Source organism: Mesorhizobium sp. ESP-6-2, assembly GCF_020164675.1.
Lineage (GTDB): Bacteria > Pseudomonadota > Alphaproteobacteria > Rhizobiales > Rhizobiaceae > Mesorhizobium.
In genome coordinates, this window is sequence record NZ_JAIUGT010000004.1 from 493,968 (window position 1) to 508,562 (window position 14,595).

Annotated in this window: 14 protein-coding genes; 4 read left to right on the top strand and 10 right to left on the bottom strand. The window is 64.0% G+C overall.

Features of this window, described 5'->3' with window-relative positions; all coding sequences use genetic code 11:
- Positions 1 to 10: 10 nt before the first annotated feature.
- From LB532_RS14820 to LB532_RS14845, 6 genes are all read right to left on the bottom strand, one after another.
- On the bottom strand, positions 11 to 691 hold the full coding sequence (locus LB532_RS14820) for an aspartyl/asparaginyl beta-hydroxylase domain-containing protein (protein WP_140638439.1): 681 nt from the start codon (positions 689 to 691) through the stop codon (positions 11 to 13).
- A 133-nt stretch (positions 692 to 824) separates the two neighbouring features.
- Positions 825 to 1,040: a KTSC domain-containing protein gene (locus LB532_RS14825; RefSeq protein WP_140638438.1), complete on the bottom strand. Its 216-nt coding sequence runs from the start codon at positions 1,038 to 1,040 to the stop codon at positions 825 to 827.
- A gap of 165 nt (positions 1,041 to 1,205) precedes the next feature.
- Complete coding sequence (locus tag LB532_RS14830) at positions 1,206 to 2,144, bottom strand: sugar ABC transporter substrate-binding protein (RefSeq protein WP_140638437.1); 939 nt, start codon at positions 2,142 to 2,144, stop codon at positions 1,206 to 1,208.
- 14 nt (positions 2,145 to 2,158) lie between these two features.
- Entirely contained in the window at positions 2,159 to 3,154 is a 996-nt protein-coding gene (locus LB532_RS14835; RefSeq protein ID WP_140638809.1) for an ABC transporter permease, read from the bottom strand.
- On the bottom strand, positions 3,154 to 4,152 hold the full coding sequence (locus LB532_RS14840) for an ABC transporter permease (RefSeq protein ID WP_181169289.1): 999 nt from the start codon (positions 4,150 to 4,152) through the stop codon (positions 3,154 to 3,156). Before LB532_RS14840 ends, LB532_RS14835 begins: the two co-directional genes overlap by 1 nt.
- A complete protein-coding gene (locus LB532_RS14845) occupies positions 4,149 to 5,651 on the bottom strand; it encodes a sugar ABC transporter ATP-binding protein (protein WP_140638436.1) in 1,503 nt (500 codons plus the stop codon). Before LB532_RS14845 ends, LB532_RS14840 begins: the two co-directional genes overlap by 4 nt.
- Positions 5,652 to 5,964: 313 nt before the next feature.
- On the opposite strand from LB532_RS14845, the gene LB532_RS14850 reads away from it, so the two are divergent.
- The 3 genes from LB532_RS14850 to LB532_RS14860 all read left to right on the top strand — a co-directional run bounded on the left by LB532_RS14850 (position 5,965) and on the right by LB532_RS14860 (position 9,151).
- A complete protein-coding gene (locus LB532_RS14850) occupies positions 5,965 to 6,639 on the top strand; it encodes a GntR family transcriptional regulator (RefSeq protein WP_140562356.1) in 675 nt (224 codons plus the stop codon).
- A gap of 193 nt (positions 6,640 to 6,832) precedes the next feature.
- The gene (locus LB532_RS14855) at positions 6,833 to 8,344 is read left to right on the top strand and encodes a UxaA family hydrolase (protein ID WP_140638435.1); all 1,512 of its coding nucleotides are present in this window, start codon (positions 6,833 to 6,835) and stop codon (positions 8,342 to 8,344) included.
- A 60-nt stretch (positions 8,345 to 8,404) separates the two neighbouring features.
- Positions 8,405 to 9,151, top strand: a complete 747-nt coding sequence (locus LB532_RS14860; protein WP_140638434.1) for an SDR family NAD(P)-dependent oxidoreductase — start codon at positions 8,405 to 8,407, stop codon at positions 9,149 to 9,151.
- A gap of 61 nt (positions 9,152 to 9,212) precedes the next feature.
- Here the strand turns inward: LB532_RS14860 and LB532_RS14865 are convergent, their stop codons facing one another.
- Complete coding sequence (locus LB532_RS14865; RefSeq protein WP_140638433.1) at positions 9,213 to 9,740, bottom strand: hypothetical protein; 528 nt, start codon at positions 9,738 to 9,740, stop codon at positions 9,213 to 9,215.
- 77 nt (positions 9,741 to 9,817) lie between these two features.
- Here LB532_RS14865 and LB532_RS14870 point away from each other — a divergent pair, with 77 nt between their 5' ends.
- On the top strand, positions 9,818 to 10,753 hold the full coding sequence (locus LB532_RS14870) for a LysR family transcriptional regulator (protein WP_140638432.1): 936 nt from the start codon (positions 9,818 to 9,820) through the stop codon (positions 10,751 to 10,753).
- A 3-nt stretch (positions 10,754 to 10,756) separates the two neighbouring features.
- Here the strand turns inward: LB532_RS14870 and LB532_RS14875 are convergent, their stop codons facing one another.
- The 3 genes from LB532_RS14875 to LB532_RS14885 are packed head-to-tail and all read right to left on the bottom strand — an operon-like array spanning position 10,757 to position 14,374.
- Complete coding sequence (locus tag LB532_RS14875) at positions 10,757 to 11,827, bottom strand: tartrate dehydrogenase (RefSeq protein WP_140638431.1); 1,071 nt, start codon at positions 11,825 to 11,827, stop codon at positions 10,757 to 10,759.
- A complete protein-coding gene (locus LB532_RS14880) occupies positions 11,814 to 12,905 on the bottom strand; it encodes an isocitrate/isopropylmalate dehydrogenase family protein (RefSeq protein ID WP_140638430.1) in 1,092 nt (363 codons plus the stop codon). Before LB532_RS14880 ends, LB532_RS14875 begins: the two co-directional genes overlap by 14 nt.
- A gap of 59 nt (positions 12,906 to 12,964) precedes the next feature.
- On the bottom strand, positions 12,965 to 14,374 hold the full coding sequence (locus LB532_RS14885; RefSeq protein WP_140638429.1) for an MmgE/PrpD family protein: 1,410 nt from the start codon (positions 14,372 to 14,374) through the stop codon (positions 12,965 to 12,967).
- Between the last annotated feature and the right edge of the window lie 221 nt (positions 14,375 to 14,595).

The following is a 14,595-nucleotide window of genomic DNA, read 5'->3' on the forward strand; positions in this document are numbered from 1 at the left end:
GGCCTTCCCCTCACGCAGAAAAGGACACGCCTCTGCGGCGCATGCCTGCCTGCACGCCGTGGACGATCAGCCGTGACAGGATTTCCATGTCGGGCGGCATTCGTGGACGCCAGATATCCAAAAGCAGGGCTACGCGAGGCTTGTCGGCGTCGTTTGTCACTTCGTGAGGGAACGTGTCGTCCCACAACAGACACTCGCCGTCGGCGATCCGCCTCTCCTGATGATTGATCATCATGACCGTCGCCGGACGACCATCTGCCTGTCGAGGGATCACCAAGCCGAGATGGAACCTCATTATGCCCCTGAAAGGGCCGCGATGGCTGGGAATGTGCTTGCCCGGAGCCAGGAAGGAGATCGCCGCCGATTTCACCTCAGGGCATTCTGCAAGCAGCCGGTCGAGGACCGGCATCCGCGCCAGGTTTTGCGGAACCGCGATATCGTAAGCCTTGAGCACGAACATACGCCAGTCGCGACCGTCATTGGCCGAGATGTCGGCCTGTTCAGGCATGATGTCGTGGAAGCGGGGCGCCTTGCCCACGGCAAGCGCTTCGTCGCGGATGGCCTGCCAGGCGGCCGTGAACTTGGTGGCGTTTGGAAATTCGCTGGCGGTGTCGAGGATCGCCGGCGCGTCGATGCGCTTTTCGTAGATCCGCCGCACCAGACCGGATGCAAGATCGTAAACTTGAGACATTTCATGGCCTCGAGGACATCATGAAACGAATATCCGGCAATTAAGTTGCTGATCTTGTTCGGCGTATGCCTGTCAGCACGAATTCGTGACAGGCGAACAGTCCCGCAATCCCGCGCTTTGCCGCTGGCGTGCGTCAGCGTTCAGGGGCGCGTTCGACCAGACGAAACCTGTACCGATCCCGTATGAATTCATTGAAGAAGCGCCCCTTGGACAAGGCGGCTTTGAAGGCAGCGTAGGTCTCGGGCTCCACGTCGTCGTAGTCATAGCGGTTTCCGCTCGGTACGAACCAGACCGAAAGCACCCTGGTGGCGGGATGGTACTGCGTGCTGCGGATGGCCGTAGAAGGCATTGGCGTTCTCCCGGATGGATAATCCGGGGCGCAAACGGAAGTTCCAACTGTGCCGGGCGACCCTGGCCGACAGGCCTTTCCATTCGGGAGCAGCGCAGCCGGATCGTCCGTCCGCGCCAGAAGATGAAGGAGCCGGCCCGGTTCTGGCGAGCCCGCCCCAGGGGATCAGAACGCCGGCTCGACCGCGTTGACATTGTCCTTGGTGACGACCGTCAGCGGGATCGGCAAACGGTCCTTGACCTCCTTGCCGTCCATGATCTCCGCCATGGTGTTGATGGCCAGGCGGCCGTCCTCGACCGGCGACTGCACGATGGTGGAGTACATTTCGTTGGTGCGGATCGATTCGAACGCGTCCTTCTGGCCGTTGATGCCGACGATCGGCGGTGCCGCCTTGGACGGATTGGCCTCCTTCCAGGCGTCGATGAAGCCGCGCGCCATGGTGTCGTCATTGGCATAGACGCCGCTGATCTGGTCGCCGAAACGGGTGATCAGGTCGCGGCTGACCACCAGCGCCTTCTGCTGGTCGAAATCGGCATTGACCGTATCGAGCACCTTGATGTCGGCATTCGTTTCCTTGAGACGGTCGGTGAAGCCGCCCACGCGGCCGATCGTCGTGCCGTTGCCGGCCTGGCCGGCGATGATGACGACGGAACCCTTGCCACCCAGCGCCTTGCTGAGCGAGTCGGCCGCAAGCTTGCCTTCCTCGTAGACGTCGGGCCCGGTGAACGACTTGATGAATGGCTTGGCATCGTCGCTCATCGGCGAGTTGATGAGGATCGCGGGAATGTTCGCCTGCTGTGCGCGGGCGAGGCCCGGTATGTAGGCCTGCGGGTCGAGCGGCCACAGGATGATGCCGTCAACCTTGCGCGCGACGCAGGTGTTGAGCTGCTCGGTGCCCTTCTGGACGTCGAAATCCTGGCTGAGGCTCAGGATCTCGATGCCGAGTTCGCCGGCGCGCGCCTGGAGCGCCTTGTTGGCCGGCGTCGCATAGGCATGCGAATCCGCGGCCGTGACGTAGCAGACCGTCTTTGCACTGGCCCAGCCCGTCGAGGCCAATATTACCGCCATGGCGGTAATGTGGAGCATGCTTTTCTTGCCAACCATAGGTTTCCTCCCGATCATGTATTTCCTCCTTGAGTGATTGGATTGTCGCCATTGAGCGCGGGTCCTGTGCCCGGCGCCCTCCTCTTGGTAGTCACGGCCCGATCGAGCACGACGAGCAGGATCAGGATAAGCCCCGACACGACCTGCTGGACGTATGCGGGAACGGATTGGAACTCCATCGCGATGGTCAGCGAGCCGATCGTCAGCACGCCGCCAAGCGTGCCGAGCGCGGATCCCTTGCCGCCTTCGAGGCGGGTTCCGCCGACCACGACCGCGGCAATGACGGCGACCGTCAGTTCCGAGCCGAAGACGGGCGAACCGGTGTTGGTGACGAGGCTCTGGAGAACGCCTGCGAGACCGGCGAGCGTGCCGGCGAAGACGAAGCCCAGAAAAACGATGCGGTCGGAGGCGATGCCGCTCTCCTTGGCCGCTGCCGCATTGGACCCCACTGCAAAGACATTTCGGCCCGGTATGGTACGCGTCAGCCAGACATGCAGCAGCACGATCAGAAGGATGAACAGCGCACTGCGGATGGTGAAGATTTCGAGATGGATCTTGGCGAACGCCAGCGAAAGCATGATGTCGGTGCCGGTCACCGGCTGGCTGTTGGTGATCCAATGCGCGAGCGAGCGGAAGATCAGCATCGTCGCCAGCGTCAGCACCAGCGAGTTCACCTTCAGCCCGACGACCAACGCGCCGTTGATGGCGCCTGCCAGCATGCCGACCAGGATACCGACAGGTGCGGCAGGCAGAATGCCGATCTCGCGCTGCAGGATTACCGACATGATCCCCGCCAGCGCGAACACCGCGCCGCCGGAGAGGTCGATCTGGCCGGCGACCAGAAGCACCGTAAGTCCAATGGCGATCAGGCCGATCGTCGCCGCCCGGTCGAGGCCGAGTCCGAGGGTCGATGCGGAGAAATAACCCGGAACCACCAGGGCGGAGATGATCAGCGTCAGGCCGAGGATGATCACCACCCTGTGCCGCGAGGCAAGCGCCAGGAAGCGCATCACGCCACCCCCCGCTTGCGCAATGCCACATCCATGCCGACGGCGCCGACGATCAGGATGCCGAGGACAAAACCCTGGATCGGCGTGCGCACGCCGTCGAGCACCATGACGTTGGTCAGAAGCTGCACGAAGACGAGCCCCGCGATCGCCCTCGGCACCGAGCCGAAACCGCCGATGATCGACACGCCGCCGACGACGACCGCGGTGATGGCGCTGAACTCGTAGCCGGCGCCGATCAGCGGCCGCGCGCTTTGCAAGGTCAGGCCCAGCAGGCCCCCGCTGACGCCCGAAGCCAGCGCCGTGATCACGAACGCACCGGCCTTCACCGCCTCCACCGGCACCGCGCTCGCCTCGGCGGCGCTGTAATTGCCGCCCGTGGCGAGCGTCCACCTGCCCCAGAAGGAGCGCGAGAGGACGAAATGCCCTATGAGAGCGATCAGCAGGAAAATCAGCACCACGACCGGGACGCCGAAGAGCCGGCCCTTGGCAAATTCGGCCGAAGCGGGATTGTTGCCATAGACGATGACGCCGCCGACGGCCGCCTGCACGATGCCCAGCCCGATGGTGCCGGTGCCGAGCGTGGCGATGATGGGATTGATACCGACATAGCCGACCAGCACGCCGTTGAGCAGGCCGATAAGGCCCGCAAGCGCCACCGCCAGGACGAAGGCAGGAACCGGCCCGATCATTGGCTGCAGCCCGAGCGAAAGGATGGCCCCGCAGGCGATGGCGGCCGGCACCGACAGGTCGGCCAAGCCGCCGGCCACGAGCACGAAAGTCATGCCGACGACGACGATGCCGACAATGGACATCGAGGTCAGGACGTTGAGCAGATTGCCTGTGGTGAAGAAGGCGGGGCTGACGAATGAGCCGTAGAGCATCACTGCAAGGATGGCAAAGCCGAGCCCCGCCTTGGACAGGACATCGGCAAGCCTGCTGCCACGCGTGAAGCGGTCATTGCGGGTCGCCCCGCTGGTCTCCATGGCCGCATCAGTCATGCCGCCTCCTCCCCCGTCGCCAGCGCCATGATGCGCTCCTCGCTCAGTTCGGCGCGGGCGAGCGGCTCCGATGCGCGGCCGTCGCGCATCACCACGACGCGATCGCAGACGCCGAGGATTTCGGGCAGTTCCGACGAGATCATCACCACCGCCATGCCGTCGGCCACGAGCCGGCCGATGATGCTGTGGATCTCGGCCTTGGCGCCGACGTCGACGCCGCGCGTCGGCTCGTCGAGGATGAGCACGGAGGGCTTGGCCGCGAGCCATTTGGCGATGACCGCCTTCTGCTGGTTACCCCCCGACAACAGGTTGATGCGCCGCTCCCCGTCGGGCGGCGAAATAGAGAACTGCTTCACATAGGTCGCCGCCAGCGAACGGTCGGCGCTGCGCCTGATGCGGCCGAAGCTGGTCAGACGCCGCAATATCGGCAGGCTGATGTTCTCGCGGACCGACATGCCCGGAACGATGCCGTCACCCTTGCGGTCCTCGGGGACGTAGGCGATCCCGGCTCGCACCGCCTCGGAAGGAGAGTTGATGGCGACCTTGCGCCCGTTGACGCTGACCGTTCCCTCCACCAGCCGCGACAGGCCGAAAATGGCGCGTGCTACCTCGGTGCGACCCGCCCCGACCAGTCCGGTCAAGCCCAGTATCTCCCCAGCGCGCACATCGAAGCTGACATCGCGGAAATGCGCCCCGTCGCCGATGCGCTCGACACGCAGCACGGACTTGCCGATCGCGGCCGGGCTTTTCGGGAACACGTTGGCGACCTCGCGGCCAACCATCAGCCTGATCATTTCGGCCGCGGTTATGCCGTCGATCGGACGGGTCTCGATCATTGAGCCGTCGCGCAGCACGGTCACTTCGTCGGCGATCTCGAGAACTTCCTTCAGCCTATGGCTGATGTAGACGATGGCGATGCCGTCATCGCGCATCTTGCGAAGAATCCGGAACAGCGCCGCGGTTTCGTGCTCGCTCAGGCTCGATGTCGGCTCGTCCAGCACGATGATCCTGGGCTGCGCCGCATAGGCCTTGCCGATCTCGACCAGTTGCTGCTGGCTGATCGACAGGTCGCCGACCCGCGCGCGCGGGTCGATGGCCGCGCCCAGCTCGTCGAGGACGGCGGCGGCCTTCCCGACCATTTCGCCCTTGCGCAGCCAGCTCCATTTGCCGGGCATGCGGCCGAGATAGACGTTCTCCGCGACGGTCAGGTCGGGAACAAGATTGATCTCCTGGTGCACCATGCGGATGCCGAGCGCCTGGGCGTCGGCGGGACGCCGCATGCGCACTTCGGCGCCGCCGACGAGGATCGTGCCGGCGGTCGGAGCGTAGGATCCGTTGAGCACCTTCATCAGCGTCGACTTGCCGGCGCCATTCTCGCCGACGACCGCATGAACGGTGCCGAACCGGATGGCGAAATTGACGTTCGACAGGGCCTTCACGCCGGGAAAAGTCTTGGAGATGCCTCTCATGTCCAGGGCACAATCGGCGGCGGCACTCATCTAGGCTTGGTCCTCCCTGGTAGCATGCGGTCGGCGGCGTTATGTTAGTATAATGGTCTTCCAGGCGCAGTTCGGCCCACTCGAGCAGGCCCAAAGGCCCTTTCAGCGCATCCGCACCAGACACCTCATCATAGGCTGAAAATCACGCTACTGGCGGCACTATTGCACTAATATAATAGTTCTGGCAAGCTGGATCTGACCGCTCCCGTGACTGGCGTCGGATCGCAACGAGCCCCGCGTCGCATGCAGGTGCATTCCGTTTGACATTCGAATAATTTTGCCATTTCAGGTGGGACGAACGATGGGATTTTCCATGGATCTAGATCCTTCGACCCTCAATCGAGCCCTCCCGCTGCGCGACCAGATATACAACAAGATCCGCAACATGATCGTCGTCGGACGGCTGAAACCGGGTGAGGTCATCAATGAGATCGCCATTGCCGAAGCGCTGGGTGTCTCGCGCACGCCCGTGCGCGAGGCGGTCAAGCGCATCAGCGACGAAGGGCTCGTCAAGATCCTGGCGCAGACCGGCACCTACGTTGCTCCCATCAGCCGGGCCGACCTCGAGGAAGCCTATGTCATCCGGCGCGCATTGGAGATGGAGAGCGCCAGGCGCGCCGCCGCCAAGCTGACGCCGGCTGCCAGTGAATTGCTGGAAGACAACATGGCCGCGCATAAGCTCGCCATAGCGCGCGGCAGGTACGCCACAGCGATTCAACTCGACGACGTCTTTCACCGCACCATCGCCGAAATATGCGGCCTGCCGATGATCTGGCGCGCCGTCGACATCTCCAAGGCGCAGATGGACCGCGGCCGCTATCTCGCCATTCCGAAGCCCGGCTATGGCGAGCAGACGATCGAGCAGCACGAGGCCATTCTGGACGCGCTGAAGCGTCACGACGCGGAGGGCGCCGCACAGGCGATGGAGCATCACCTCGAGACGTCATTTCGCAACACGCTCGAAGTCGCCGCCGAGCTTCTCGACTGACGACCTCGACTGAGCGCTGAGACGGGCGGCGCAGGTTCCAGGTCCATTCAGCGTCGGCCTGTGACCTGCCATCCGGCCGGTTTGCCGAGGCCCGGTGAGCCGTGTTCGCAGCTTGACCGTTGACATTCTATTATATTAGTATTCCGATCCATTCGGCGGCATTGTGCCGGCGGGGGCTTTTTCAGAGTTTGTAATGGCGCGGTTCATCCAGCTTTCGCATGCCGACAACATCCTTCTGGCGGTCGATCCGTTGAAGATCGGCGACAAGGCAGGCGACGTGCCCGCCAAGGCGCGCATACCGCGCGGACACAAAATGGCGATATGCGACATCGCTCCGGACGAGCCGGTCGTGAAATACGGACAGACCATCGGATTCGCCCGCGGGCCGATCGCCGCCGGCGATTGGGTTCACGAGCACAATGTGTATTTGCGCAATTTCGAACGCGACTATCTGTTCGGCACCAACGCCAGGCAAACACCCGTCTTCCCTGAAGCCGAGCGCGCGACCTTCATGGGTTACCGCAGGCCGAGCGGCAAGGTCGGGACGCGCAACTTCATCGCTGTCCTGACCTCGGTGAATTGTTCGGCCAGTGTCGCCCGCTTCATCGTGGAAGAGGTCAACCGCTGCGGCATCCTGCGCGACTATCCCAATGTCGACGGCGTGATCTCACTCGTCCATGGCACCGGCTGCGGCATCGACACCAAGGGCCCCGCTTACGACCTCCTGAAGCGCACGCAGTGGGGCTTTGCCACGAATCCCAATGTCGGCGGCGTGCTGATGGTCGGGCTCGGCTGCGAGGCGTTCCAGATTCCGCGCTGGATGCAGTCCTACAATATCGAGGAGAGCACGACCTTCCGCACGATGACCATCCAGGAGACCGGCGGCACACGCAAGACGGTCGAGGCCGGGGTCAAGGCGATCCTCGATATGCTGTCCATCGTCAACGCCGCGCAAAGGACGCCGCAGCCGGCCTCCGAACTGGTGCTCGCGCTGCAATGCGGCGGGTCGGACGGCTATTCCGGCATCAGCGCCAATCCGGCGCTTGGCGCCGCGGTGGACCTGCTTGTCTCGCAAGGCGGCACGGCGGTGCTGTCCGAGACGCCGGAGATCTACGGCGCCGAACATCTGCTGACCATGCGCGCGGAAAACCGCGCGGTCGGCGAGAAGCTGATCGAGCGCATCCGCTGGTGGGAGGACTATACCGCCAAGCACGACATGGAGATGAACAACAACCCGTCTCCCGGCAACAAGCTCGGCGGGTTGACGACGATCCTGGAGAAGTCGCTCGGCGCGTCCGCCAAGGGCGGGACGACCAATCTGCGCGCGGTGCTGGAATATGCCGAACCGATCAACGAACGTGGCCTCGTCTTCATGGACACGCCGGGCTACGATCCGGTCTCGGCCACCGGCCAGGTCGCCGGCGGCGCGAACATATTGTGCTTCACCACGGGGCGGGGTTCGGCCTTCGGCTGCAAGCCGACGCCCTCGATCAAGCTTGCCTCCAATTCCTTCATCTTCGAGCAGATGCGCGAGGACATGGATATCAATTGCGGGGACATCCTCGACGGCGTCACGCTGGACGACAAAGGCCAGGAGATCTTCGCAGAGATCCTGCGCGTGGCATCGGGTGGGCGTACCAAATCGGAAACGCTGGGCTACGGCGACAATGAGTTCGTGCCCTGGAACCTCGGCGCTACCATGTAGCGACATCGCCCACCTGCAACGGGGCAACCTCAATTCTCTCAACCAGAAAGAACGCTCGGCATGAACAGGATCGATCTTGACGGCCAACACGCCGTGGTCACCGGAGGCGCGCAAGGCCTCGGCTTCGCGATGGCCAAACGTTTCGTCGCCTCCGGCGCGACGGTCACCTTATGGGACGTCGACGAGGCGCGCCTCGAAACGGCCAAGCGCGACCTTGGCAAGGCCGCCACGACCCTGGTCGTCGACATTGCGGATTGGGAGACGGTGGACGCCGCGCGGGCAAAAACCGAGGAGAGCGCCGGCAAAATCTCCATCCTGGTCAATTCCGCCGGCATTGCCGGTCCCGCCGCCCCGCTCGACAGCTACGACATAGCGACGTGGAAGAAGATCATCGACATCAACGTCAACGGCACCTTCTACGTCAACCGCGCCGTGGTGCCCGGGATGAAGGCGCGCAATTACGGGCGCATCGTCAACATCGCTTCCGTCGCTGGCAAGGAAGGCAACCCCAACGCCGCCGCCTATTCCGCTTCGAAGGCGGCGGTCATCGGCATGACCAAGTCGCTCGGCAAGGAACTGGCGCAGTATGACATTGCGGTCAACTGCATCTCGCCGGCCACCGCACAGACCCGAATCCTCGAACAACTCACGCCCGAGCACATCGAATACATGCGCTCGCGCATTCCACGCGGCCGTCTGCTGGAGGTCGACGAGGCCGCCGCCATGGTCGCCTGGCTCGTCTCGAAGGAAAACAGCTTCACCACCGCCTCGACCTTCGACCTGTCGGGCGGGCGCACGACCTATTAGTCGAATACCGCCGCGAAGCGTCTGCGCCGTGCGGCGCGCCGGTACACCGGCACTTGCTGCGTCACGGAGATGCGGCCGCGTCGCCGGCGAAGACTCGAGCTGCCTGGAGCTGGGGGCGCAGCATCAGGTAGAACGCGACGGCGTGCGTGATCATCAGCAGTGGGACATAGATTACGGGGATCGCGTATGCAGCGCCCAATTGCCCCGCCAGCTCAGGAAGACCGGCTTGGCTGCCGTGATAGTAGTCGACGGCGATATCGATCGTCCCCACGAGATTGAACGCGACGACGAACAACCAGAATAGCGGACGTATCCTCGTCGTCAAAAGCGCCAGCATGGCCAACACTCCGGTTGCAAAGTCGCCATAGGCGGCGAAGGTGGCGAAATCAGCCGGCAAATCGCGCCCGACGACGCCTGGAATGATGAAGACAAGCCCGAAGAAGCGAAAGCTGTGCAGCGTGGCGATGGCGCGTTGCGCCTCGACCAGGTTGACGGATCTGAGCCGGGGCAAGACATAGACGCCGACGCAGAGCAGCCAAGGCACGTAGCCTAGAGCGAGATGTAACAGGAAAATGGTTGCAGGCGACATATGGCCTCCCAAGAGATGCAAGGCGCAATCTACGCCCGCTTCCAGCGGTCGACTATTCGCGATAATATTGACGGGGCATGAAGCAGAACTTCACAATCCGGAAAGGTGCGCTCGACGGCGTGGAGGCGTTTCTCGGCGTCGCGCAACACCGCAATTTCCGAAAAGCGGCCGCGGAGCTCGGCGTCACGCCATCGGCGATCAGCCAGGCGGTGCGCGCGCTCGAGGTGCGCGTCGGCGCGGCGCTCTTCATGCGCACGACGCGCAGCGTCGGCCTGACCGAAGCCGGGGAACGGTTCCTTTCGCGCGCAAAGCCCGCTTTCGAGGAACTGGTCGCCGCAAGCGAGGTCGCACGTGAGCTTGGACAGCGGCCGACCGGGCTGTTGCGCCTCTCTGTGCCGCGCGCCGTGGTGCCGATCCTGCTGGAGCCGCTGGTGGCATCCTTTTGCCAGGCCTATCCCGAAATAGAGGTGGAGATCGCCGCAAGCGGTGAGTTGGTCGACCTCGCGGCCGAGGGGTTCGATGCCGGCATCCGGCTCGGCCAGTTCATCGCCGCCGACATGGTCGCGGTTCGGCTGACGCCGCCGTTCCCGCTCGTGGTCGTCGGCAGCCCTGGCTATCTGCGCCGGCAGAAGCGGCCGGAGCGCATCGACGATCTGCGTGGCCATGCCTGCCTGCGCATGCGCCGCTCCAATGGATCGATCGCGCCCTGGCCCTTCATCGACGGCAACAAGACGGTCGAGGCAATCGTCTCCGGGCCGCTGGTAGCGCATGACTACCCGACACTGCTTGGCGCGGCGATCCAAGGTGTCGGACTTGCACAGGTGCCTGGCCCTCTCACCGAGGGACCGATTGCCGATGGCCGGTTGCAAGCGTTGCTCACGCCCTTCGCCGTCACGACGCCTGGCGTTTTTCTGTATTATCCCGACAGACGCCAGGTCCTGCCCAAGCTGCGCGCTTTCATAGAGCATGTGAAATATCGGGGAACGGACGCCGAAGGCGCGCGCACGCCCTGAGGCCTAATTGGCGCGAAGGGCCGCAATCACCGCGGCGGTAACCTCGGCGGTGCTCGCGGTGCCGCCGAGATCGGGGCTGAGATATTCCGCCCGGTCCGTGACAATCTCGACCGCAACCATGAGGCGCCGCGCGGCGGCCTGCTCGCCGAGATGCTCAAGCATCAGGCTCGCCGTCCAGAACGATCCGAGCGGATTGGCAACACCCTTGCCGGTAATGTCGAAGGCCGAACCGTGGATCGGTTCGAACATGGACGGCCGGCTGCGCGAGGGGTCGATGTTCGACGTCGAGCCGATGCCGAGTGATCCGCCCAGCGCGGCGGCCAGGTCGGAGAGGATGTCGGCATGCAGGTTGGTCGCCAAAACCGTGTCGATGCTGCCGGGCTTGTTGACCATGCGCTGGGTCATGGCGTCCACCAGCATCCAGTCGACGCTGAGACCGGGATAGTCGCGAAGCACGCCGCGCACGACTTCGTCCCACAGCACCATGCCATGACGCTGCGCATTCGACTTGGTGACGACCGTCAGAAGCTTGCGGGGGCGCGACAGCGCAAGCTCGCAGGCGAAACGGGCGATGCGTTCTATCCCGGCGCGGGTAAAGACGGCGACATCCATGCCGACCTCGATAGGCAGTCCGCGATGCGCGCGACCGCCGACGCCGGCATATTCGCCTTCGCTGTTTTCGCGCACGATCACCCAGTCTATCTGCTTGCCGAGATCGGGCCGCAACGGGCCGGTCAGCCCGGGCAAGAGGCGCGTCGGCCGCACGTTGGCATACTGGTCGAACCCCTGGCAGATGGCCAGGCGCAGGCCCCAGAGGGTGACGTCGTCGGGAAGGTCCGGATCGCCGACCGAGCCGAAATAGATCGCATCGAAACCCTCCAATTGCCCGAGGCCGTCCTGCGGCATCATGCGGCCGTTGCGGCGATAATAGTCGGAGCCCCAGTCGAAGCGCTTGAAGTCGAAGGCCAGACCCGGCTCGACAGCGGTCAGGGCTTCCAGCACCTTCACGCCGGCCTCGACGACCTCCGGCCCGATACCGTCACCGCCGATGACGGCGATCCTATGCGAGGACATTTTCAGTTTCCTTCTCGATGGCAGCGACGATGGCGCTGGTCATTCCCTCGGTGTTGGTGGTTCCGCGTATGTCGCCGGTCCGCGTCTCGGGCCGCGCGAGCGCCGCAACAGTAGCCCCCGCCATCATGGAAGCCGCGCGAAGCGCCTCGGGAACGCCGCGGTTGTGGCCAAGCCATTGCAGCAGCATGCGGGTGGATTCGATCATCGCATAGGGATTGACGATACCCTTGCCGGCGATATCGGGCGCGGACCCGTGCGCCGCCTGCGCCATGGCTATGTCGCCTTCGCCGATACACAGGCCGGGCGCCATGCCGAGGCCGCCGACGAGGCCGGCGGCCTCGTCGCTCAGGATGTCGCCGAACATGTTGGTGGTGACGACGACATCGAATGTCTGTGGATCCCGCAACAGCCGCATGGCGAAGGTGTCCACGATCACCTCGTCGACAGCGACATCGGGGAATTGCTCGGCGGCCCGATAGCACTCTTCCACGAACATGCCGCAGCCAAGCTTGAACACGGTGTCCTTGTGAACGATCGTCAACTTCTTGCGCCTGGTTCTGGCAAGTTCGAGCGCCGCCTTGGCGACACGGTAGCTGCCGGCGCGGGTGATGACGCGAACCGAAATGGTCGTGTCGTGCGTTGGCCGGAATTCTCCGGAACCGGCAACGACATTGCGATCAGGCTGAAAGCCCTCGTTGTTTTCCCGCACGATGACGAGATCGACGTCGTCGAACAGCGCGCCGAGACCGGGAAAGGAGCGCGTCGGCCGGACATTGGCAAAAAGGCCGAAATGCTTGCGCAGGATCGGGTGCGGATTGATGGCGCCGGTCACCTTTGGATAGGCCCGATGTCCGATCGGCCCGAGTATGAAGCCGTCCAATGTCGAAAGCGTCTCGAGCGTGCCGTCAGGCATGGTCGATCCGTGCATGTCGAGCGCCGCGCGGCCGATCGGCATCGGGCGCCAGTCGATGTCGAGGCCGCTGCGCGCGGCGGCGGCCCTGGCGATGCGCACGGCGGCAGGCACGATTTCGTGCCCGATGTCGTCGCCGTTGAGGATACCGATCGTGAGATGGGCCATCGGCCGACCTTTCTGAATTGCCGGCCGCGGCTCTGCCGCCGCGGCCGCTTGGAGACCTGTTAGCCGGCCTTGGCGACGAGGCTCATCAGCCGCTCCAGCGAGGGCTGCCGCTCCAGGTCGCGCACCAGCGCGACGACCTCGTCCGCCGCCGAACGGGCAAGGCGGGCATGAGCAGCATTGTCCCTGAACTTGTCGGCAACCTCCTCGTAGCTCATCGGGTTGGCCGGACTGCCCTTTCCGAAGTCGGCCTCGCCGTGAATGACACGGCCGTCATTGAGCGTGATATCGATGATCGTCGTCATCTTGTGATAGCCGGCCTTCTCGGCCTTTTCGTCGATTACGAAATCCACTTTGTCGATCATGGCTTTGACATCGGCCCGCTGCGTCGTCGCGTCGGTGAACTCGCCAAGCCCGGCCTTGCCGTCGAGCAGCAGGATGGCCATGCAGAACTCCATCGAGAACTTGGCCTGGAGTTCGTCATGCGGATTGTGATGGATCAGGGCATTCGGCATGTTCGAGTTGGTGCCGACCCGCACGCGCTTCACGTCAGCGGCCTTGATATCGTTCTCACGGATAAGGCGCGCCATCTCGGTCATGCCGGGATGGGTCAACGACCCCGAGGGATGCGGCTTGATCGAGATGCCGGGGTCGGCGAACGTCCACGGCGCGCCAAGGCGTCCACGGATGGCGTTCTCGTCGTAACCGCCGCCGGCGGCCTGGAAGAAGCCGCGCGGGGCCTCCAGGATCTTGTCGGTGGCAGTCCATCCATGGGCGGCGAACTGCGCGGCGGCGACGCCGCTTTCCGATGCGCGGCCCGCATGGAACGGCTTGGTCATCGTGCCGAAATTCTCGCGCAGGCCGGCCGACTGGCTGCCGGCGATCGAAAGAGCGCGCGCCGTGGTCTTGGCATCGAAGCGAAGAAGCGAGGCCGCGGCCGAAGCGGCGGCGAACGTGCCGCAAGTGGCCGTCGCGTGAAATCCTGTCTGATAGTGGCGAGGCGCGATCGCTTCGGCGATCTTGCACTCGACCTCGACCCCGAGATGGTAGGCCAGCATGACCTCCCTGCCCGAGGCGCCCACCAGTTCGCCGACGGCCAGTGCCGCGGGCAATGCCGGCGCCGTCGGATGGGTCAGCAAGCCGTAGACGCGATCGGAAGCGACGGCCAGCTGGGTGTCGTCATAGTCATCGGCATGAATGCCGACGCCATTCGCGAACGCGGCAAAGCGCGGCGCAACCTTGCGGCCTGCGCCGATCACCGTCGCGGCGCCAGGCATCAACCCGAGTTCGTCGAGATGGCGGCGCACAAGGTCGCCGCTTTGCGCGACGGAGCCCGAAAGAGCAAGCCCGATGCCGTCCAGTATCGACTTCTTGCCGAGAGCGATGACGTCATCCGGCAGATCCTGCGGAGTGGCTGCTGCGACGAACTCCGCCACGTATTTCGTGAGACCTGCCTGTGCCATGTCGTGCATTGAAAATCCTCTCCGTCGACCGTGCCCGCGAACCAAGAACCCGCTCGCGCGGGCTTGCTTGCTAAGGTTGCGAGCAGGACTAAGAAAGCAGTTTTGGTAAACTGTCAACAATTTTTTGTCGACAAAATGAAGCCCGTCCAGCCTGGAGCTATGGGACGGAAATGACGAGCGCAGGCCACAATCGGCGCATTCTCGCGCTTCAGGCGAATTCGCCTTCTTCC

What these genes read in the sequence shown, in the direction of transcription:
- LB532_RS14855 (WP_140638435.1), top strand. Translation starts at nt 6,833, where the DNA reads ATGGCGCGGTTCATCCAGCTTTCGCATGCCGACAACATCCTTCTGGCG.
- LB532_RS14860 (WP_140638434.1), top strand. Translation starts at nt 8,405, where the DNA reads ATGAACAGGATCGATCTTGACGGCCAACACGCCGTGGTCACCGGAGGC.
- LB532_RS14825 (WP_140638438.1), bottom strand. Translation starts at nt 1,040, where the DNA reads ATGCCTTCTACGGCCATCCGCAGCACGCAGTACCATCCCGCCACCAGG.
- LB532_RS14820 (WP_140638439.1), bottom strand. Translation starts at nt 691, where the DNA reads ATGTCTCAAGTTTACGATCTTGCATCCGGTCTGGTGCGGCGGATCTAC.
- LB532_RS14830 (WP_140638437.1), bottom strand. Translation starts at nt 2,144, where the DNA reads ATGGTTGGCAAGAAAAGCATGCTCCACATTACCGCCATGGCGGTAATA.
- LB532_RS14835 (WP_140638809.1), bottom strand. Translation starts at nt 3,154, where the DNA reads ATGCGCTTCCTGGCGCTTGCCTCGCGGCACAGGGTGGTGATCATCCTC.
- LB532_RS14880 (WP_140638430.1), bottom strand. Translation starts at nt 12,905, where the DNA reads ATGGCCCATCTCACGATCGGTATCCTCAACGGCGACGACATCGGGCAC.
- LB532_RS14865 (WP_140638433.1), bottom strand. Translation starts at nt 9,740, where the DNA reads ATGTCGCCTGCAACCATTTTCCTGTTACATCTCGCTCTAGGCTACGTG.
- LB532_RS14845 (WP_140638436.1), bottom strand. Translation starts at nt 5,651, where the DNA reads ATGAGTGCCGCCGCCGATTGTGCCCTGGACATGAGAGGCATCTCCAAG.
- LB532_RS14850 (WP_140562356.1), top strand. Translation starts at nt 5,965, where the DNA reads ATGGATCTAGATCCTTCGACCCTCAATCGAGCCCTCCCGCTGCGCGAC.
- LB532_RS14870 (WP_140638432.1), top strand. Translation starts at nt 9,818, where the DNA reads ATGAAGCAGAACTTCACAATCCGGAAAGGTGCGCTCGACGGCGTGGAG.
- LB532_RS14840 (WP_181169289.1), bottom strand. Translation starts at nt 4,152, where the DNA reads ATGACTGATGCGGCCATGGAGACCAGCGGGGCGACCCGCAATGACCGC.
- LB532_RS14875 (WP_140638431.1), bottom strand. Translation starts at nt 11,827, where the DNA reads ATGTCCTCGCATAGGATCGCCGTCATCGGCGGTGACGGTATCGGGCCG.
- LB532_RS14885 (WP_140638429.1), bottom strand. Translation starts at nt 14,374, where the DNA reads ATGCACGACATGGCACAGGCAGGTCTCACGAAATACGTGGCGGAGTTC.